This is a genomic window from Sphingopyxis sp., from assembly GCF_016704835.1.
GTDB lineage: Bacteria > Pseudomonadota > Alphaproteobacteria > Sphingomonadales > Sphingomonadaceae > Sphingopyxis.
Genome location: NZ_JADIZJ010000001.1, coordinates 235,209 through 254,398 on the forward strand (window position 1 = coordinate 235,209; position 19,190 = coordinate 254,398).

At 64.1% G+C, this 19,190-nt stretch carries 17 protein-coding genes, 1 tRNA gene and 1 pseudogene; 6 read left to right on the forward strand and 13 right to left on the reverse strand.

Features of this window, described 5'->3' with window-relative positions; all coding sequences use genetic code 11:
- Nucleotides 1-5: 5 nt before the first annotated feature.
- Both mobQ and IPF76_RS01205 read right to left on the reverse strand, forming a co-directional pair.
- A pseudogene (gene mobQ, locus IPF76_RS01200) lies at nt 6-2,848 on the reverse strand (MobQ family relaxase).
- Nucleotides 2,849-2,997: 149 nt separating this feature from the next.
- Nucleotides 2,998-3,213: a hypothetical protein gene (locus IPF76_RS01205; protein WP_293838550.1), complete on the reverse strand. Its 216-nt coding sequence runs from the start codon at nt 3,211-3,213 to the stop codon at nt 2,998-3,000.
- Here IPF76_RS01205 and IPF76_RS01210 point away from each other — a divergent pair.
- Both IPF76_RS01210 and traD read left to right on the forward strand, forming a co-directional pair.
- Nucleotides 3,115-3,339, forward strand: a complete 225-nt coding sequence (locus IPF76_RS01210; protein ID WP_293841832.1) for a hypothetical protein — start codon at nt 3,115-3,117, stop codon at nt 3,337-3,339. The genes IPF76_RS01205 and IPF76_RS01210 overlap by 99 nt on opposite strands.
- Nucleotides 3,296-3,565, forward strand: coding sequence for a conjugal transfer protein TraD (gene traD / locus IPF76_RS01215; RefSeq protein WP_366499276.1), 270 nt, complete (start codon nt 3,296-3,298; stop codon nt 3,563-3,565). Before IPF76_RS01210 ends, traD begins: the two co-directional genes overlap by 44 nt.
- Here traD and IPF76_RS01220 read toward each other — a convergent pair.
- The 4 genes from IPF76_RS01220 to IPF76_RS01235 are packed head-to-tail and all read right to left on the reverse strand — an operon-like array spanning nt 3,549 to nt 6,151.
- Nucleotides 3,549-4,004, reverse strand: a complete 456-nt coding sequence (locus IPF76_RS01220) for a MucR family transcriptional regulator (protein WP_293838553.1) — start codon at nt 4,002-4,004, stop codon at nt 3,549-3,551. The two genes, traD and IPF76_RS01220, sit on opposite strands and share 17 nt — an antisense overlap.
- 26 nt (nt 4,005-4,030) lie before the next feature.
- Complete coding sequence (locus IPF76_RS01225) at nt 4,031-4,951, reverse strand: nucleotidyltransferase and HEPN domain-containing protein (RefSeq protein ID WP_293838556.1); 921 nt, start codon at nt 4,949-4,951, stop codon at nt 4,031-4,033.
- 58 nt (nt 4,952-5,009) lie between these two features.
- Nucleotides 5,010-5,261, reverse strand: a complete 252-nt coding sequence (locus IPF76_RS01230) for a sigma factor-like helix-turn-helix DNA-binding protein (protein WP_293838559.1) — start codon at nt 5,259-5,261, stop codon at nt 5,010-5,012.
- Nucleotides 5,258-6,151, reverse strand: a complete 894-nt coding sequence (locus tag IPF76_RS01235) for a zincin-like metallopeptidase domain-containing protein (protein ID WP_293838561.1) — start codon at nt 6,149-6,151, stop codon at nt 5,258-5,260. Before IPF76_RS01235 ends, IPF76_RS01230 begins: the two co-directional genes overlap by 4 nt.
- A gap of 492 nt (nt 6,152-6,643) precedes the next feature.
- On the opposite strand from IPF76_RS01235, the gene IPF76_RS01240 reads away from it, so the two are divergent.
- Nucleotides 6,644-6,871, forward strand: a complete 228-nt coding sequence (locus tag IPF76_RS01240) for an AlpA family phage regulatory protein (protein WP_366499278.1) — start codon at nt 6,644-6,646, stop codon at nt 6,869-6,871.
- Between the two features lie 102 nt (nt 6,872-6,973).
- Here the strand turns inward: IPF76_RS01240 and IPF76_RS01245 are convergent, their stop codons facing one another.
- The 5 genes from IPF76_RS01245 to IPF76_RS01265 form a co-directional block, all read right to left on the reverse strand.
- A complete protein-coding gene (locus IPF76_RS01245; RefSeq protein ID WP_293838563.1) occupies nt 6,974-7,297 on the reverse strand; it encodes a DUF736 family protein in 324 nt (107 codons plus the stop codon).
- Between the two features lie 778 nt (nt 7,298-8,075).
- Nucleotides 8,076-9,860 carry a ParB N-terminal domain-containing protein gene (locus IPF76_RS01250; protein ID WP_293838565.1) on the reverse strand — a complete coding sequence of 595 codons (1,785 nt, stop codon included), beginning with the start codon at nt 9,858-9,860 and terminating at the stop codon, nt 8,076-8,078.
- 490 nt (nt 9,861-10,350) lie between these two features.
- Nucleotides 10,351-11,592, reverse strand: coding sequence for an integrase arm-type DNA-binding domain-containing protein (locus IPF76_RS01255; RefSeq protein ID WP_293838567.1), 1,242 nt, complete (start codon nt 11,590-11,592; stop codon nt 10,351-10,353).
- 215 nt (nt 11,593-11,807) lie between these two features.
- Nucleotides 11,808-11,882, reverse strand: a tRNA-Gln gene (locus IPF76_RS01260).
- Nucleotides 11,883-11,939: 57 nt separating this feature from the next.
- Nucleotides 11,940-13,025 (reverse strand): branched-chain amino acid aminotransferase, encoded by a 1,086-nt coding sequence (locus IPF76_RS01265; RefSeq protein WP_293838569.1) that lies wholly within the window; start codon nt 13,023-13,025, stop codon nt 11,940-11,942.
- A gap of 78 nt (nt 13,026-13,103) precedes the next feature.
- On the opposite strand from IPF76_RS01265, the gene IPF76_RS01270 reads away from it, so the two are divergent.
- A complete protein-coding gene (locus IPF76_RS01270; protein WP_293838571.1) occupies nt 13,104-13,616 on the forward strand; it encodes a MarR family transcriptional regulator in 513 nt (170 codons plus the stop codon).
- Here the strand turns inward: IPF76_RS01270 and proC are convergent.
- Complete coding sequence (gene proC, locus IPF76_RS01275) at nt 13,613-14,443, reverse strand: pyrroline-5-carboxylate reductase (RefSeq protein ID WP_293838573.1); 831 nt, start codon at nt 14,441-14,443, stop codon at nt 13,613-13,615. The two genes, IPF76_RS01270 and proC, sit on opposite strands and share 4 nt — an antisense overlap.
- Before the next feature lie 20 nt (nt 14,444-14,463).
- Entirely contained in the window at nt 14,464-16,131 is a 1,668-nt protein-coding gene (locus tag IPF76_RS01280) for an alkaline phosphatase family protein (RefSeq protein WP_293841835.1), read from the reverse strand.
- Between the two features lie 130 nt (nt 16,132-16,261).
- Between IPF76_RS01280 and IPF76_RS01285 the strand changes: the two genes are divergently transcribed.
- Both IPF76_RS01285 and IPF76_RS01290 read left to right on the forward strand, forming a co-directional pair.
- Nucleotides 16,262-18,301, forward strand: coding sequence for a thioredoxin family protein (locus IPF76_RS01285; RefSeq protein WP_293838575.1), 2,040 nt, complete (start codon nt 16,262-16,264; stop codon nt 18,299-18,301).
- Between the two features lie 103 nt (nt 18,302-18,404).
- Nucleotides 18,405-19,145, forward strand: a complete 741-nt coding sequence (locus tag IPF76_RS01290; RefSeq protein WP_293838577.1) for a TlyA family RNA methyltransferase — start codon at nt 18,405-18,407, stop codon at nt 19,143-19,145.
- The last annotated feature ends 45 nt before the right edge of the window (nt 19,146-19,190 follow it).

A 19,190-nucleotide genomic window follows, 5' to 3' on the forward strand; every position in this document is an offset into this window, starting at 1 on the left:
GCAGCCTACATCGAGATCCCCAGCCCGCGTCCAGCGCCTAGACTTAGCTGGAGATCCTGGAGACAGCGTTTTCCCTCTCATAGCGTCCAGCCCAAGCTGGGCGCGACGATTTCGAAGGAGCGACTCGAGCTGTGGATCGCGGTGTAGGCTCTTCGCCATGCTCGTGAGGTTGGCGCGCGCCTCGTCCCGCGCCGCATAAGTCGGTGCCTTGCGGGCTATCGTGCTCTCCTTCTTCCATGTCTCAACAAACTGGTCGGCACGCTTCTCGGTCTCGGCGGCGAGCCGCTTCGTTTCGACGGCGAGCCGAGCGCGATCGCGCGCCGCGCGCTCGGCCGCGACGCGCTCGGCGGCGCGTGCCGCCTCCTGCCGGTCCATCGCCGCGATCGCCCCCGCCGTCCGTCCTTCGGCCGCCTCGCTGGTGAGCTTGTAGCTTTTCCCGAATGCCTCGCGCAGATCGTTCGCGCCCCCCGGACGCAGCGCATCGAGTTCCTGCCGAGCCTTGCGATAGGCGTCGAGCTCGTGCGGCAGCTCCTTCCCGCCAGCGCGTCGGACATCGACGATGTCCTTTGTCACCCGCGCAAATCGCTCGACCGCCTTGTCGAGCGGCGGTTGCGCAACCGCGGGTTCGAGCGAACGGGCGCTGACGCGGACCTCCGATAGTTTGACCTGCCGCAGCCGCTGGGGTGGAGACTCATCAAGCGATTTGCGCGAGACGGTGAGTTCTAGCCCATCGAACATGCCGCGCTTGGGCTCGACCGTTTTTGCCGGTTCCGGCGCACGCACGCGATAGTCGCTAGCCATATCCTTGCCGCGCTCGCGGCTGAGGGTGCGGACAAGTTTGGACTGGTCGCGAAAGTCGTCACGGCCATAATGAAGATCAACGGACTCGCGGTGGCGCGACATCGCAACATAGGCTCCGTGCCGGTCCATCCCCGGCGTCGCAGTACCTGGACGCGGTCCACCGTCATGCCCTGCGCCTTGTGGATCGTCGCGGCATAGCCATGATCGATATGGGCGTAGTCCTTCAGGTCGAACGCGACACAGCGCCCATCGTCGAGCATTACCGCCATGCGCATCCGATCGATATTCTGGACCGTGCCGAGCAGGCCATTCTTCACGCCCATGTCGCGCTCGTTTCGAAGGAACGCTGATGCGGTCGCCTTCCCGCAAAGCTGCGATCGCCGCGCTCGACCTTGATCAGGATTTCGGCGCCAAGCGCGCCGCTCGCCTTCAATCGTTCGCGGACCTCCTCATTGAGCTGGCGAACTTCATCATTGGTGTGAGTGAGGATGATCCGGCTAGCATCGGGATGACGTTGCCGATCGCGATCCCACGCGTCGACCAGTTCGGTGCGCGCGGCATCGCGGGTATTGGCGGCGTGGACACGTACCGCGTCGGCATAGCGACCGATCGCTTCGCCGGTCCGCCCGGTGGCAAGCTCGCGCGTGGCATCGCGCTGCCATTCCTCATGCTGCCGGCGGATCGAACTGATCTCGACAGCGCCGTGGCGTTCGGCCGCGGCGCGGAACGCGGCGCCGGCCTCGATCGCCTGCAACTGCTCGGGATCGCCGACCAGCACAACCTTGGCGCTCCAAGGTTCGCGAGCCGATGCCAGAACCACGTTCCAAGCCCTCGGCGGCGATGCCCGACAGCGCGGCGCCCTGCACCTGATAGCCGGCGGCTTCCCACGCCTCGCGCGCGACCCCAAGCATCGCGCTCTTGCCGGTACCGGCATATCCGATGACGTTACTTACACCCCTTGCCGATGTGCATGCTCAAAGCGCGCCGCGCTGTTCAGCGGAAAGTTCTGAACCGCGGCCGCTGGCGCCAAGGCAAGCTGACGATGCCGATCGGCGACGCCGTGATTGCGGCGCGCGTCGAGCGTCGCTGTGGCACGCTCAAGCCGCTGCTCCGTCTCGATCATCGCCCGCGACGTAAAGCGATCGTCGCCGCGCCCGTCCTTGCCGAGCGCGATCAGGTCGGGCGACGCTTTCACCGCACCCATGACGGCATCGAACTGGATTGTTCCGGCACTATGCCGGTGCACGAACATCGCAAGGTCGCGGTTGGTAAACGTCGCCTGGTTATGCGGTGATCGTGTCGAGCGCGATCGACGGGTTGGCGAGTATCTTCTCGCCGTTCCGCCGCGCGATATCGAGATGCTCTTCGGCGCGGTCGACTTCGAGCCCCTGCTCGACCATGCGCGATGCGGCCGGGCCGATCTTGTGCTGGGGTTCGAGCTCGATCCCCTGCGCCTCAAGGTTCGATGATCGATGCGCGCATCGATATCGAGCGAACAAGGCGCTCATTCACGTGATCGGCCCAAGCTTCACGCCAGTGAGTCAACAGCTCAGTGCGATTCCAGTCGCGGACCTTGGCGCCAGAACTCGGCCGATCCATCTTCGCCGATCCTGATCTCGCGCATCGTCAACATGACATGCGTGTGCGGCCGCGCGAGTCCGTCGGCGCCGATGTCCCAGTGGACATTGAGGTCGGCGACCATGCCGCGGTCGACGAACTCGTCTCGGACGAAGTCGCGGGCAAGCTCAATTCCCTGTTCCTGGGTCATCTCGCGCGGGATCGCGAACTCGATCTCGCGCGCCAGCTGCGCGTCCTTGCGGATCTCCGCGGCCTCGACATCATTCCACAGCTTTTCGCGATCGCGCCACTCCTCCGGCGCGCCGTCGGGGCAACCTCGCTGTGGACGACGCCCGCCTTGTTCGAGAAGTCGTGGCTGCGACCGAGGCGTTCATCGTGGAGCCGGTCGGCCGAACGATAGGCAGCGGCGGCCACCGCGCTGCTCCCGACCGCTCGGGAAATGACTTTGGCCGAAATGATAGATCGCCATCGCGGCAATCCATTTACAGCAAAACGAGCACGTCGGCACGACGTATAAGCGCGCCCTCACGATTTCATCGCGCTCGGGATCACAAAGTCGCAGAGATTTCAGCTGCCTGAATGGCGATGGACTCGGCATAGCTGGTTCGTCCGACTCCCTCAAACGGAAGGACAGACGATGCGCAAACCCCGCGATTTCGATGCCGAACTCAGGCGCTCACCGACAAGGCAAAGGCGCTCAAAACGAAGAAGCAAGGGCAGCTGGGCGAGCTGGTCATCGCGACGGGCGCCGATGCGCTGTCGATCGAGCAGCTTGCGGGCGCGTTGATCAAGGCTGTCGGCGCAGAACGCAGCGCGGAAGGAGATGTGGCGCAAAAGCGGCGCGGCCTTCTTTCGCGAAAGCAGCACCGGTACTCGCCAGACGATCGCCGCAACGCAGGCGGCGCATCGGCGAGCGGTGCAGGCGCGCAATCGCCTTCAGGCGAAGCGGGCGCGGTATGACACGCGGGCGTGGCGGTTGAAGCGCCGCGAGCGCACGCGTCAGCTGATCGAGCTGGGCGGCCTCATTGCCAAAGGCCGATCTGATCGGGCTGACCGGCGACGATCGCGCGGTTATCCTCGGCTTGCTGGTCGAGGGCTGCCGCGACGCTGCGCGGCGAAGGCCGCGAGCAGCAGTTGTTGCTATGGCGCCGCCGGGGGGCGCGCGTTTTCTAACGGCAGACGCTGAGGCTATTTAGCCTTGGCGCTGCCACGCGCAGCAGGTTTGCGACCGCCGCCGCCATGGTGCCAAGGCCGATCTGCTTCGCGAGTACACGCCGCTTCTCGGCATAGTCGGGCGCGACCATTGGATAATCTTTAGGCAGGTTCCATTTCGCGCGATACTCGTCGGGCGTCATGCCATGGTCGGTCGAAAGATGACGGCGAAGCATCTTCATCTTCTTTCCGTCCTCAAGGCAGACGATATGTTCAGGCTTCACCGACGACCGGACGGAGACCGCAGGCTGCTGCGGTTCGGGTGCAGCCTCCGCTCCCGTGGCAAGTCCGGCGAGCGCATCATGTACCGACCGAATGAGTAGCGGGATGTCCGAAATGGCAACGCTGTTGTTGGTGACATGCGCAGCGACAATATCGGCGGTCAGCGTGACCAAAGTTTCGGATTCTTCCACGGCATTTCCTTTCGGGGCGGGCGAGACTATTTCGCCTGCGCCTCTAGCAGGGCAATGCGTTCCGAACAAATGGCATGCACGGCGCGGCCAGGTTCTTCGACGCGCTCGCCGAGCCAGCGCAATTCCTCTTCGGTGATCCGATAATGTTTTGAATAGCGAGCCTTCACATAGGCTTCCTTGAGCTTCTCGAAGTGCTTTCGATCAGCTTTCAGCTCACGCGGCCAAGCATCGACGAGACGCATGTCGATGCGCTCTGCCTGAGTGCGAAGAAAGCCCAAATTATGAACGTGCGGCGTGTAGAAAGTGCAGACTAATAAGACGCAGTGGTAGAGCGTCTCGGTCGTCTGATGAAGTTCGAACGCCGTTTCTTTGAGGTGGCCTTTCTCAAGACCGAACTTGGCGAAGTCATGTCGGCGCATCGCAGCAGGAAACCACTCGTCAAAATATTCCTGCGCCATGGCGAGCGCCTGCTCGGGCGTCTTGGGCTTAGGCTTGTGCAGTTCCTTGTCATCAAACTCGTAAAGCGCGACGCCGTCCTTCGCGATGTCCATGAAGAAATAGCGTCCGTGCGCGAGCCCGTCGTTCACTTCCTGGATGGTGTGGACGATGAAATTGACTGGCGTGTGCAGCGTCTTGTCGATCGCCAGCTCGCGGTTGAGCCGGTCCTCGACCTTGAGCCAGTAATCGACCTTGTCAGTCAGCCGCTTATCGCTGACGATGATGAGCAAATCGAAGTCCGAGCGATAGCCTTTCGCCGTGTGCGGTTCATCGACCCAGCCGCCGCGTGCATAGCTGCCATACAGGATGATCTTGTCGATCCGGCCCTTCTTCTTCCAGTTCATCGTCGCGAGCGCGATGCTGTCAGCAAATTCTTCGAAGATGATCTGCTTCACGCGCTCGAGTTCGCGCTGCTTGTTGGCTGGAAGATGGTCGAGGTCGGTACGCATTGGTTTTACCCTGTATTTGGATGCGCCGGATGGCAAGCGCCATCCGGCGCGAACATCGTCACCACAGCCGAAAACGCCACCACCATGGATCCTTTTCATCCATGGCTTTCATCATGATACGCAGGCTCGCTGCGAAGTGATTTTCGACGTCGGCGACGCTGATGTCGAACCGTTCTGCAATTTGCGGATAGGTCATCTCATCGACGCGGATCGCGAGGAAGACCTTGCGGTCCATGCCGTGCATCCGGTCCACCACGCGCTCGGCGCGCCATAGGCGAAGCCGCTCCTCGCGGGACTTGGGAGCGGTCACTGGTCGTCTCCCGCGAAGGCGAGCAGGAAATCGCTCGCCTTGCTGGCGAGACTGGCGGCGCGAAAGATCGCCTTGTCATCGTCGCGAAGGACCGAAAGCCAAGATGCAATATAGTCCGAATGACGCACGGTCGGCGCGATGCCGAGCGACGCGCAAATAAACGCCGCCGCCATCTCCGCGACCAACTCTTCCCTGGCATAAGCCTCCGATCCGAACCCGCCCTTCTGGTCGCGGTCCAACCGGCTGCCATGGCCGGTCCAGTGACCAAGCTCGTGAAGCGCGGTGCGATACCAGTTGATCGGTTCATGAAACGCCGCCTGCGGCGGCACCTGCACGAAATCATGGCCCGGGCTGTAGAAAGCCTCACCGCCGCCGATATTGACGCGCGCGCCGGTCGCGGCGATCAGCGCATCGGCCTCGACAATCGCAATCGCCGGATCGGGGCTGACCATTGGGGCGAAATAGTCTTCGGGTAATCCCTCGCACTGGTCGATGTTGAAGACGAAAAAGCGTTTCAGGAACGCTACCTGCCGCGCCTCGCGATCCTCGCCCCGCGCTGCCTCGGCTTCGGCCTTCGGCGTGAAGCGGTCGGCATAGCAGATGACCGTGCCTTTCTCGCCGCGCCGAACATTGCCGCCTACCGCCTCGGCCTGCCGATAGGTGAGCCAGCGCTGTGACGCATGGCCCCTCGCGACCGCCTCGGACCACAAGATCAAAACATTGATCCCGCTATATTTGCGGCCCGTACCTGCATTCTGCGGGATCGTGCATCCGCACGCCGCGCTGTCCCAAGGCTGCACCCAAGGCAGCCGACCTTCTTCGAGTTCCGCAATGATCCGGTTGGTGACCTCCGAATAGAGGCTCGCCCGTTCGATCCTGTCCCTGACCATATCCTTTCTCCTTCCAGCCACCGCACCCCGGCCCGGAAGGGGGCGGGGTGGGCGGCAGGAGGGAGCCGACAGACCCGCATCATCGGGCGGGCTGCATCCGCAGGACCGGAACGAAGAGGAGGACCCGCGGCACGCAGGTTGCGGCCCGGCCGGGCGGGGCTAGAGGCGAGTGACGCCCACCCTGCCCCCGACCTGCCGGGACAGACCAACGCCGCCGCGCAGCGGCGACCGCATGCGCGCCAGCGGCGCCTAACCGACACCGAATCGGAAAATGTCCGCGCCGGTCACGGCGCGTCATTTGCGAACGCGGCCGTCGCCGACGGCCTCATCAGACGGATGCGACTGACGACGAGACCTCATGAGACAGAAAATTTCAGCCTACGCCGCAACTGCCAGGAAGTCCCCATAGATACCGGCGGATACCCACAGCCCTACGCCAGCGCACTACGCCAGAAATGGCCGTTTTCTGCGGCGTTGACGTTAGCGCCCGTCATGCTTTCTTTATCTCGTGTCGACGCAAAATCGTTCAACAGATGGAGTAGAACATGGCATTCCAATCTCCCCTCCGCCTCATGCGGCTCAACAGAAGTCCTCGATCTGACGGGCCTCAGCCGCGCGACTCTCTACCGCAAGATCGCCGCCAGGACGTTCCCGACGCAGCACAAGCTCGCGACACGCTGCTGTGGTTGGCGCGCGGGCGAGGTCGGTGTGGCTGCGTAATCCGCACGCGTTCACCATCGCCGATCTCAAGCGCGAAGCCGCCTGAAAGGCCAGGCACGCAAAGCCCCGCGCCGCCAAGGCGGCGCGGGGTAGAACCAAGCTTCAGTTGTCGGGATTCCAGATGATCGCATAAGCGTCGTCGCTGTCCTGGCCGGCGGCGCGGCCGAGGTTGGCGTAGATGCGCCGCGGGCCGAACTCAGGTGCCGCCAGCGTCAGCGACACAAAGGGCTTGCCCGAGGTTTCGCCGATGCGGATCCAGCCGGCCCCGATCTCGACGCCTTCGGAATAGACCCGGTAGTCGGGCTGGACGTCGCCGTTCTTCGAGGGGTTGGGGCGGATCTCGATCGCGGCGCGGATCGAGAGGGTTTTCAGCTGGCCCACGAAGCCTTTTTCGATGGTGCCGTTCACAAAGCCGATAGCTGCCATTGGTCGTCTCCTTGAAACTGCCGCGGGACCATCCCTGCGACATGGGCGGACCAGAGACCGGCGCATGAGGCGCCGCGCGAACCCGTCAGGGTCGCAGCGCAGCGGAGGAGTGCGGCGGCGCGATTATTTGAAGCGCAGCGGCCGCGAGGAACCGGCGCAGCCGGCAGGGAAATAATCGCGCCGCCGCACTTTCGCGGGGCGCCGCGCCGGTTCAGGTCAGTCGCCCGTCGCCGAGGATGGTCCTGGGTTGATTTCGAGGCGACTTTGGCCACCGGCGCTGGACGGTGCTTTCAGGGATTCAGCGACAGCGGATGCAATCCGGTCCCGCACATCGGCGATCATCCGCCTCGGCCGCGACGGACTTTCCCTACCGAGATTTCCCAGAAGGCTGAGAGGCGCGTGTCGAATCTGTAACGCAGATGGCGGAAAAATGGAGGATTATTGCGTCGCTGCGCGTCGATTTGGCGGATTTGTACAATATCTTTAACCAGGCCATGCGAATGGGATGGGCAACAAGTTCTTCTGTCGGACGGTGATGGTAGCGACCCCGGTGACCGACCGGCGGCAGGGGCGATGATGTGCGAAAGCGTTCATCGTTGTAGGGCGGTGCGAAGCTGGTCTTCGCGCCGCCCTCTTCTTTTGTGCAGTTCGCGCGCCGGTGCCGCTTGCGGCGGCGGCGCGCCAAACATGAAAACGCCGCGCCGACCCGCAAGGTCGGCGCGTCATCATCCCGCGGGCGAAAAATGAGCGGGCGACCGTGGCCGCCCGCCCGTAGCGATCACGCTGCCAGCCGCTGCTCCGCACTATCGGCGGTTCCCCGATCCTCGGCAGGATTAGGAACGACCTCTGCGGCAAGCGCATAGCGCACCCGCGCCGCCGCCGTGACGCTGCCGACCCCGCCGCGCGCGGTGTAGGCGGTCGGCGGAAAGTTCATCCACCGCGGCACCCACGGCTCGACCTTAGCCCTGCCGTTGGTACCGGCAAGGCAATCAGCAATGATCGCTTTCAGCGCCTTGGTCTTCTCACCGGCGTTTGCCGCTGCAACCTCGGCCCCCGCGACCTCGCCGGTGATCGCGAGCAGCACTTCGCGGTCGCGCAGCTGGTCGAAGAATGCCGCGTCCGCCGACCAATGGCGCCGCATGTCGGTGCCGAGATGGAGGCCGATCATTTCGACCGCCTCGCTGCCCGCCGCCAACGTCTCGCCCATGACGATGGCGATGATCTCCATCACCACCGGATCGGGCAATTCGAGCAGCCGCGTGAACAGTGGTGCAAAAGGGGGGCGATGAAAACCCTCACGCGTGACCGTCGGTGCATCCTCGTCAAAGCCGAGCACCGCGAGAACGGCGCGGCGCTTTTCGTCGAACGCCGTCTCGGCAGAGCAGGTTTCCACACTCTCGGCGATATCTTCCTTCGGCGCCCGCTGCGCCTCGATATCAACCCGCCAAAGCGCCGAGCCCGCGATGACATGCGCGAGCATCGCCCGCAGGGCGACCCCGGCATGTCCTACCAGATCGGCGCGCACCGCCGCATGGCGGTGCAAGTCGATATAGGCATTCAGCGGACCCGACACTTCGGGACGGCTCGGCTTCTCGGGGGCCGCGCCATCATTGCCGTCGCCGCTCGAAAGCCGCTTCGCTTCTTTGGTGGTCAAAAAGCCTTCGTGGAAGCTCACCTCACCGCTATCGCGAACCTCGACATAGATGCGGCCACCCTTGCGCTTGCCCGCATGAACATGATCCCATGAGCGGAACCACTCGCCGCGCGGCATGATCTCAACACCGGACCAACCGGCGTTCAGATAGTCGGCCTTACGCGCTCCGATGGCATCCATCTGCGCCGACCAGAACGCATCGCTGTCGGCAAAGAAGCGGTCCTCGCCAAACAGGTCGGCGACGATGCCGCCCTTGAACATATCGATGTCGAACAGCGCATGCGTCACCGCAATGGCACTGCCACCGAACAGCCAAGCTTTGAGCTGATGGCCGGTCGGGCAATAGGCCGCTTCATCATCGAACAGCGCCAGCCATGCCTTCTGCTGGCTTTTCGACGCGAGGGTCAGATGGCGCACCGTGTTCACGTCGATCTGCCCGCCGCGATAGAGGGTGCGGATGCGGGGGAGCAGGTTGCCGAGTGCAAGGATGCGTTTCACCGCAGACGGCTCGAACCCGAACGTGTCGGCGACCTCGTCCACGCTGCGCCCCGATTTGACCAGCTCAACAAAGGCCTCCCATTGGCGGACCTCGTCGGGCTGCACCCGCGCAAGGTTTTCTAGCATCGACGCTTCGAGCGCATCCACATCATCGCCCTCGTCGAGGATCGCACAGGGGAGCGGCTTCACCGCCCCACCCTCGCGCGCCACGGCATTGACGGCGGTAAAGCGCCGACGGCCCGCGACGATCTCGAAATGGCCTTCGGCGCAGTTCGGACGAACGAGCAGCGGAACCAGCACCCGCGCGCGAACGCTGGGGAGAAGGTCGGACACATCGGCGTCTTTCCCCTTCCCGCGCATATTGGTTGCAGCAATCGACAGCTTGTCCATCGGGATAAAATCGAGCTTCATGACTTTCTTCCTTCCTTCAACCACACCCGGCCCCGGACGGCGGGGCGGGCGGCGAGGAAAGGCGACGGGACCGCGCCCAAGGACGGGGCGCACCCGCAGGGCCGCAACGCAGTGAAGGAGCCGGGGCGAAGACCCGGCTTGCGCACCGGCCGAGCGGTCCCATAGCCGTGCGCCGACTGCCCCGCTGTCCGTGGCCGGCCAACGACAACGCCGCCGTGCGATCAGCGCGGCGTCCACCTCGGACAACAAACGCGCCCTCGTCGCAGCCGCAGGCGCCGCAGCGTGCGCGGACCGGTGGCGGGTCGGGCGTGGCAAGGCCACGACCGGAGCAGCGCTACGCGCTGCTTACCCGCCGCAAGGGCCACGCGCCCGCGGCGCCAAGAAGCGAGACGAGAGCGCTGCGCGGCCAACCGTGCAAACGCGCGACCTCTGGCGGCGCCTGCCGCCGCCAGTGCGCGCTCATTTGAGGCCGCGCTCAATTTGCGGTGGTTCAGGCGGCGATCGCGCGCAAGCCCTTGACCTCAGCCTCGTCGAGATAGTCTGCCCACCACTGCATCATCGGCCGACGATGAGCGAGATAGCGCGCCGAATTATATGCCGCACGCACGCCGCGTGGCTGATGGGCAAGCTGGTTTTCGATCCAGTCCGGCTCGAACAAGCCGCTCTCGTTGAGCACGGTGCTGGCGAGACCACGAAACCCGTGCACGGTCGCTTTCCCACGAAGGCCCAAGCGATACATAATGTCGAGCATCCTATTGTCACTGATGACCCGCGACTTCGAATGTGCAACTGGAAAAAGGTAGCGGCCCAGCCAGTAGTTCCCAGCCTTGCGGTACACGTTGATCTCGCGAATTTCTTCGAGCAGAACGAGAGCCTGTCGCGGTAGCGGAACCAAGTGCTCGGAGCGCATCTTCATCCGGTCCGCCGAAATCCGCCAGAGCGGCTCGGTACCGTCAAGGTTCTCGAACTCATCCCATTCGGCAAATCGCGTTTCTTGCGTGCGCACCATGGTCAGAATGGTCCAGCGCAGGGCGAGATGGCTCATTCGTTCGGCGCCGTCCGCGTTCAACTTCATGAAGAATGCGGGTAAGTCCTTCGCCGCAACTTTCGGGTGGTGCTTCACCGGCCGGGCTTTCGTCATTGCAGGGGTAAGGTCGCGGCAGGGATCGCTCTCGCATCGCCCGTCGGGGATCGCGTAGCGGAAGATTTCACTGCAGTGGTTTTTCACCCGGTGCGCCATTTCGATCGCGCCGCGCGCTTCGATCTTGCGCACTGCCTCAAGCATCAAGCGCGGCGTAATCGTGCTGATGTCTAGATGACCGACGACGGGAAAGATGTCGGCCTCAAGGCGGCCCGACACAAGCGCCGCATAGCGGGGGGTCCAAGCGAGCGTGCGCGTTTCGAGCCATTCGCGCGCGACATGCTCGAATGTATTGTTGGACTCGACCGTTGTGTCAGTCGCCTTGGTTTTCGCCTTCTTGCGTTCTTGGGACGGGTCCATCCCCAGCGCCAGCTGGTGTTTCATCATGTCGCGCCAAGAGCGCGCGGCCAATAGCGTTGTCTGGGGAAAGGGCCCGCCGGAAAGCAGCTTCTGCTTTCCCTCAAACCTGTAGGCGAAGCGCCAAGATTTCCCGCCATTCGGCTGAACCAGAATGAAGAGGCCGCCGCCGTCGGATTTCTTGTACGGCTTGCTCGCAGGCTTGAGCGCCTTGATCGCGATGTTGGTAAGCATGTTGGTACCCTTTCCCCACGCGCACGGGTTCGGATCCCGAACGCTGAAATTTGTTGGTAGGAGCAAAATCGCTACCAACATTTTGGGTAAAAATGGGCTGAGCTGCAAGGGCAGCGCCTGAGCCGTAGCGCGATGCCGTCTCAAGATAACTCATTGTTTTCATTGAATTGATTGAAACACTTTGAGCGTCTCTGGTACGCTCTGAAAGCACCGGCTGGCTGGGGCGGCAGGATTCGAACCTGCGAATGGCGGCATCAAAAGCCGCTGCCTTACCACTTGGCGACGCCCCAACGGGCCGGTGCGAGCGCGCTCTATAGCGGCTTGATATATGTTGGCAAGGCGACCGCTTAGAGCCGCGTCACCCAGCCGTGCGGATCTGCGGCGCGGCCGCGCTGGATATCGACCAGCTTGTCCTTGAGCTTGGTCGTCAACTGCCCCGGGCCGCCCGCACCGATCGTGAAGCTCACCTCGCCGCGGGTCACCTTGCCCACCGGAGTCACGACCGCCGCGGTGCCGCAGGCGAAGCTTTCGGTCAGCTTGCCGCTCTCCGCATCGGCATGCCACTGGTCGATCGCATAAGGTTCCTCGCGCACCGTCAGGCCAGCGTCGCGCGCGAGCGTGATGATCGTATCGCGCGTGATGCCCGGAAGGATCGTGCCGGTTAGCGGCGGGGTGAGGATGCTGCCGTCGTCGAAGACGAAGAACATGTTCATGCCGCCCAATTCCTCGATCCAGCGATGTTCGGCCGCGTCGAGGAAGACGACCTGATCGTGCCCCTTGGCGATCGCCTCGCGCTGCGCGACGAGGCTGGAAGCATAATTGCCGCCGCATTTGGCGGCGCCGGTGCCGCCCGGCGCGGCGCGGGTGTAATCCTCCGACACCCACAGCGAGATCGCGGGCGCGCCCGATTTGAAATAATTGCCGACCGGCGAGGTGATGACGAGGAACTGATATTCGGCCGCGGGCTTCACGCCGAGGAACACCTCACTCGCGAACATGAAGGGGCGCAGATACAATGCGCCGCCCTCGACCGGCGGGAACCAGTGCGCGTCGGCGGCAACGGCTTCCTTGACCGCGGCGATGAACAGTTCTTCGGCCATTTCGGCCATCGCCATGCGGCGTGCGCTCGCGTTGAAGCGCGCCGCATTCGCCTCGACCCGGAACAGCGCCATCGACCCGTCGTCGAGGCGGTACGCCTTCAGCCCCTCGAAAATTTCCTGCGCATAATGGAGCACCGCGGTCGCGGGATCGAGCGTCAGCGGCCCGCGCGGCATCACTTGTGCGTCGTGCCAGCCCTTGCCTTCCGTATAATGGATCGACACCATATGATCGGTAAAGACGCGCCCAAAGGCGGGATCGGCAATCGCCACCGCGCGAACGTCGTCCGCCACGCGATTGGGGTGCGGCAGATGAGTGAAAGCGGGAGCGGACATGCGAAAACACCTATGGGTCGGGGGTCGATGGAGCGCGCCTCTTGCCAAAGTCGGGCGCGGCGCGCAACGGTAGTGACCATGGCTGAGGAAAATTTTCTTTCACAAACACCCGCTGCATCTGCCCTTTTCTTGCGCGAAGACGAAGTTCGGCGGGGGATTGAATTTCTGTTTTTCGCGCATGCTTCGCTCTGGCGGTCGATCGACGCAAAGCTGGCCGAACAGGAATTGGGCCGTGCGCATTACCGCGCCCTCTATTTTATCGCACGGCAACCAGGACTGACGATTTCAGACCTGCTTGCGTTGCTGGGCATCACCAAACAGTCGCTCGGCCGGGTGGTGAAGGAGCTGGAAACGCGCGAGATGCTGACGACGCGCCCCGGCAACCGCGACCGGCGACAAAAGGAATTACGCCTGACCGAAACCGGACGCGCGACGGAGGCTGCTATATTTATCCTGCTGCGCGATACGATGAGCCGCGCCTATACCCATGCCGGACAACAGGCGGTAACCGGCTTCTGGCACGTCAGCGAGGCATTGGTCCCGGCACGCGACCGCAAACGCATCGCCACGCTGGGGCGCGATCGGACTTAGCCCTCGCCGCGCGCCAGTTCGGCCAGCTCGCGCCCGCGGTCGCGCGCCGCGCGCAGCACATTGGTGAGCAGCGCGGCGATCTGTCCATCGCTGTCGAGCACATCGAGCCCAGCCTGCGTCGTGCCGCCCTTGCTCGCGACCTGCGCAATCAGCACGCTGGGCTTGTCGCCGCTTTCGGCGAGCAGCGCGGTCGCGCCGCCAAAGGTTGCCGTAGCCAGCGCAAGCGAATCTTCTGCCGACAGACCCAGCCGTTCGCCCGCGGCAGCGTAGGATTCGATCAGTCGAAAGACAAAGGCCGGGCCGCTGCCGGTAAACGCGGTGACCAGATCCATCGTCGAATCGTCGGGCAATGTCACCGTCTGCCCCAGCGGATGGAGCAGCGCGGCGATCGTCGCCTCATCGGCGTCACCCAGCGTCGCAACGGCGGTCACCCCGGCTCCAATGCGTGCAGCGAGGTTGGGCAAGATGCGAACCTGCGCATCTGCATCCGGAAAACGCGCCGCAAGATCGGCAAGCGATACGCCCGCCAGGATCGACATCAAATGGACGCTACGGGTTGCCAGCGGCGCCAGCATGTCAGCCACATCGCCCAGTTGCTGCGGCTTCATGCCAAGCATGATCCAATCGGCAGTGCCGCCCGCGGCCTGCCATTCTGCCAGCGATGCGTATTGGGCGACGCCATCGCGCGGCGTCGCAAAAGGATCGACGATCGCAATCTGCTCGCGGTTGAGCCCCGCCGCCAGCCAACGATCGAGCATCGCGCCCGCCATGTTGCCGCAGCCGACCAGCAGCAACCGGCCGGAGAAATTCCGCAAAACCTTCGTCATCTTCGTTTCTTTTCTTGTCCCTAACGGCAACTGCTGTCGGCACCCGACAACAGGTCGAGGCAACGTCCGTCGATCTTGCCCGTATCGACCGGAACCCCGATCAGCGATGCCAGCGTTGGCATGATATCAACCGTCATCACCGCATTGGGCTGTTCGAACCCAGCCAGCCCCTTACGCCAGAACAGCATCGGCACGCGCCGGTCATAGTCCCACACCGACCCGTGCGTCGCAACATAGCCGAGTCCCGATTCGGGAATGGGTGTAACGCGCGGCTTGAGCACCACGATAAAATCACCCGAGCGACCTTGGTGGAATGATGCGCGCAGCTTGTCATGCAGGCCCCACGTATCAGGTGCATGTTTCGAGATCGGTCGGTTCGCCAGCTCATCGGCGGTCACTACCGCCTCGATCTGCGGATGTTCGCGCAACCGCGCCAAAATCTCGGCCTGCGCGGCCTTGCGCTGCGCCGCGGTGAGCGCCTTCGACAGATACATGTCGCCGAAAGGGCCGTCGCCGTAAAGCAGCGGCTGCGGCAGCCCGAGCTTTTCTGCGACCGCCTTGCCCAGCGCGTCGGGGTCCAGCGCGCGATCGACGCGCTGCGCTGCAGTCCAGCCATTTTGGCGATTGCGTTCGGGCATGTCGTGCCCGCCATGGTCGGCGGTCAGCGCGACGGCATAGTCGATGCCGGTCGCATCGAGCCGCGCGAAGAAATCGCCCAGCTCGCGGTCGAGCCCCATCATCTGGAGGCACATTTCCGCGCCCTCGGTACCGACGCCATGGCCGACATAATCGGTCGCCGACAGGCCGACGATCAGCAGGTCGGTGCCGCTGCCTTCGCCCATCTTGCGCACCTGGCGCAGCGCCGCGGCGGTTGCGAGGACTGCGCCGTCGGCTTCGGGTGAAGCCATAAAGCGCCGGAAGTCGCCCGCATCGCGCGCCATACGTCCTGTGCCGACGGTAGCGCCCTTGTCGCCCACCGGAATGGCGATGTCGTGCGCCGCGCAATCGGCGGGGAGCGCCAGCCCCGGGCGTGGCTGTGCGATCGCCGCCGCGATCGCCGTACCGGCCTGCGTCGCGGTTGGCGACAGGGTGGTGCCGCGGTAGCTGGTGAGGCCGGTGGGCGCGAGCCACATCAATTCGTCGGCCTGACGCCCACCCATCATGATCGCCGCGCGATCCTTGCCCGCGACCGACACGACCTGCGCCTCGGGATCGCGCGCCTTCATCAGATCGCCGAGAGTCGGGACGAGCAGGTGGTTCACCGACGGCGCATATTTGCCGCCGCCTGATGCGGTGCCGGGGACGCTTTCGTCTTCGGCGCAATAGATGCGCTTGTCATCGCGGGCGACCGACAGGTCGAAATAATTATTAGCGACAATCCCCGCCCGCCCCGGATGGCTACCAGTCAGGATCGTGGCGTGGCCGGGGCAAGTTTCGGTCGCGCCATGCGCCTGATAGCCCGACGGAAAGACAACGCCCGACGCCAGCCGCGCGAGGCCGCCGGTAAACTTTCCGCGATATTCGGCGAACAGATCGGCAGAAAATTGGTCGACCGCTATCATCACGACCAGCTTGGGCGGCGGCGTCGCGGCGGTCACTTTTGCCACCGGGGCCGAATTTTGCGCAAGACCGGGGCTGCCGCTGCCGATGCAGACGGTGGCGGCCAAAGCGATTTTGAGATGGTTCAGCGTCACGAACGGTGTCTCCGTCATACAGGGTGTCAGCGCGGGCTGTCCTCTCGACGAAACCCGCCTATATGGCAAGCCTCGAGAGACAGGTGATAGCGGGACCGGCATGAATCGCGGCAACGACGTTTTTGTGACAGCGCTTTGGCGCTCAGTGCTCGCGCTGCTGGCGTTCGCCCTGCTCGCGCTCAGCCCCGCCAAAGCGCAAAAGACGCATATCCAGCCGAAACTGATCGCCGAATCCAGGGCTCCAGCCCCCGGCGGCGCAACGACGTTGGCGTTGACCATGACCCCCGAAAAGGGCTGGCACGGCTATTGGATCAATGGCGGTGATGCCGGCTTCGGGCTGTCGGTCGAGTGGAATTTGCCCGAAGGGGTCACCGTCGCGCCACTCCGCTATCCGGTCCCCGAACCGCTGATCCTGTTCGGCATGATGAACCATGTTTACGAGCATCCCTACGCGCTGCTCGCCGACATCGAAGTTGACGAAAGTGTCGCGCAGGGAAGTGACCTGACACTTTCGGGCGTCGCCAACTGGCTCGCCTGCACCGACAAGGTGTGCGTCCCGGAAAAGGCGGTGATTTCGGTGGCGTTGAAGGCGGGCGACGGCGCCGTACCTACCGCGTCGCGAACCCGCTTTGACAGTTGGCGCGCGGTGCTGCCGCAGCCGCTCGATCGCACAGGAACGTGGGAGCGGCGCGGCGACATGGTGCGCTTTGCCATCCCCCTGCCCGCCGGGTCGGCACTCGAGGCACCCTATATTTTCGTCGAGACGCAGAATCTGATCGATTATGTCGCGCCCCAGAAATTCAGCCGCAATGGCGATTTCATTATCGTCGAGACGCGCGCCAAGGGTGAAGCCGCGGGACCGGTCGCGGCGCTGCTCAGACTCGGCGACGGACGCGGGATTTCGGTTCGGTTCGCGCCCGGCGCGGTGCCCGCCGCGGGCGAGGCGATCACTGGACCGGCGCACGCCGTTGATATGCGCCTATTCTGGACTGCGCTCGGCGGCGCGATCCTCGGCGGATTGATCCTCAACCTGATGCCCTGCGTCTTCCCGATTTTAAGCCTCAAGGCACTCAGCCTTGCGCGCTCGGGCGGCGACGTGCGAAGCGCCAAAATCGAGGCGCTCGCCTACGCCGCGGGCGCTGTCGTCACCGCGCTATTGCTCGGCGGCGCGCTGCTCGCACTGCGCGGCGCGGGCGAACAGATCGGCTGGGCGTTCCAGTTGCAACATCCGGTCAGCGTTCTGGCGCTGCTGATCCTTGCGCTCGCGATTACGCTGAACCTGCTCGGTACCTATGAACTGCCGTCGTTCGGCGGTGGGCAGGCGCTGGTCGACAAGGGCGGTGCAGCAGGCGGTTTCTGGACCGGCGCGCTCGCCGCTTTTGTTGCGACGCCGTGCAGTGGTCCATTGCTCGGCGCCGCGCTGGGCGCCACGCTGGTGCTGCCCGCGTGGGCAGCGCTTCCCATATTCGGCGGCCTCGGCCTCGGCCTTGCCCTCCCTTTTATCGCGGTCGGTTTTATCCCCGCGCTGCGCAACCGGCTGCCCAAGCCGGGGCCATGGATGGACCGCTTCCGCAAATGGATGGCGCTGCCGATGGGGCTCACCGCCTTGGCGCTCGGCTGGTTGCTGTGGCGCCAATTGGGTAGCGGATCGCAGCTGATCTGGCCGATCGTTGCGGTCGGCATGGCGCTGGTCCTGCTCGCCCATTATGGCGCGATGCAGCGTGGTGACCGGCGGCTGTGGCTGCTGATCGCTGCGGGACTTCTCTTCATTGTCAGCCTTGGCGGCACGGTGACGGAAGTTGCCGACGCCGAACGCACGACTACAGCGAGCGGATCAAGCTTCTCTCCCGAAGCGCTCGCCAAGGCCCGCGCCACCGACAAGCCCGTCTTCGTCTATTTCACCGCCGACTGGTGCCTGTCGTGCAAGGCGAACGAGGCGGGCGCGATCGATCGCGAGGCGGTGCAGGCGGCGTTTGACAAGGCGGGCGTCGTGACGCTGGTCGGCGACTGGACCAACGGCGATCCGGTGATCACGCGCACCCTCGCCGAGCATGGCCGCAACAGCGTGCCGCTCTATCTGTGGTACGCGCCGGGCGCGGCGAAGCCCGAGATCCTGCCGCAGATATTGACGCCAAGCACGCTGACGGATCTGGCCAAGCAATGATTTTTCGCCTCGTCATTGCGAACGCAGCGATGCAATCCAGAGCTGTTTATGCCACTCTGGATTGCCGCGTCGCTTCGCTCCTCGCAATGACGGGATTAGGTTGATGGCCAAGCAGCGCGCCGACCAGTTGCTCGTCGACCGCGGCCTCGCCGAAAGCCGGACCCGCGCGCAGGCGCTGATCCTTGCCGGGCTCGCGTACATCGGTGACCGCAAGATCGACAAGGCCGGCCAACAGGTCGCCGACGACGCCGAGATCAGCGTCAAGGGCCGCGACCATCCGTGGGTGTCGCGCGGTGGGATCAAGCTCGACCACGCCCTCACCCACCTCGGCTGGGATGTGACGGGCGCGGTCGCGATCGATGTCGGCTCGTCGACCGGCGGTTTTACCGATGTGCTGCTCAGCCGCGGCGCGGCGCGGGTTTATGCGGTGGACTCCGGCACCAACCAGCTTGCTTGGAAACTGCGACAGGACGATCGCGTGATCGTCCACGAACAGACGAGCGCGCGCATCCTGACCGCCGTCCACATCGCAGAACCCATCGACGTGATTGTCTGCGACGCGAGCTTCATCGCGCTTTCAAAGGTGCTGCCGGTGCCGATGAGCTTTGCCAAGGATGAGGCGCGGCTGGTCGCGCTGATCAAACCGCAGTTCGAGGCCGAGCGGTACGAAGTCGGGAAAAAGGGCGTGATCCGCGATGCGGCAGTCCATGCGCGGGTGTGCGAAGAAGTGCGTGGCTGGATGGAACGCAGCGGTTGGCGCGTCGTTGACACGGTGGAAAGCCCGATCACCGGGCCGGAGGGCAATATCGAATTTCTGATCGCCGCAGTCAAAGCTGCCGCTTGACGTCAGCTTCGCCCGCCGCGACATCCTTGATCAGCCGATTCCCGC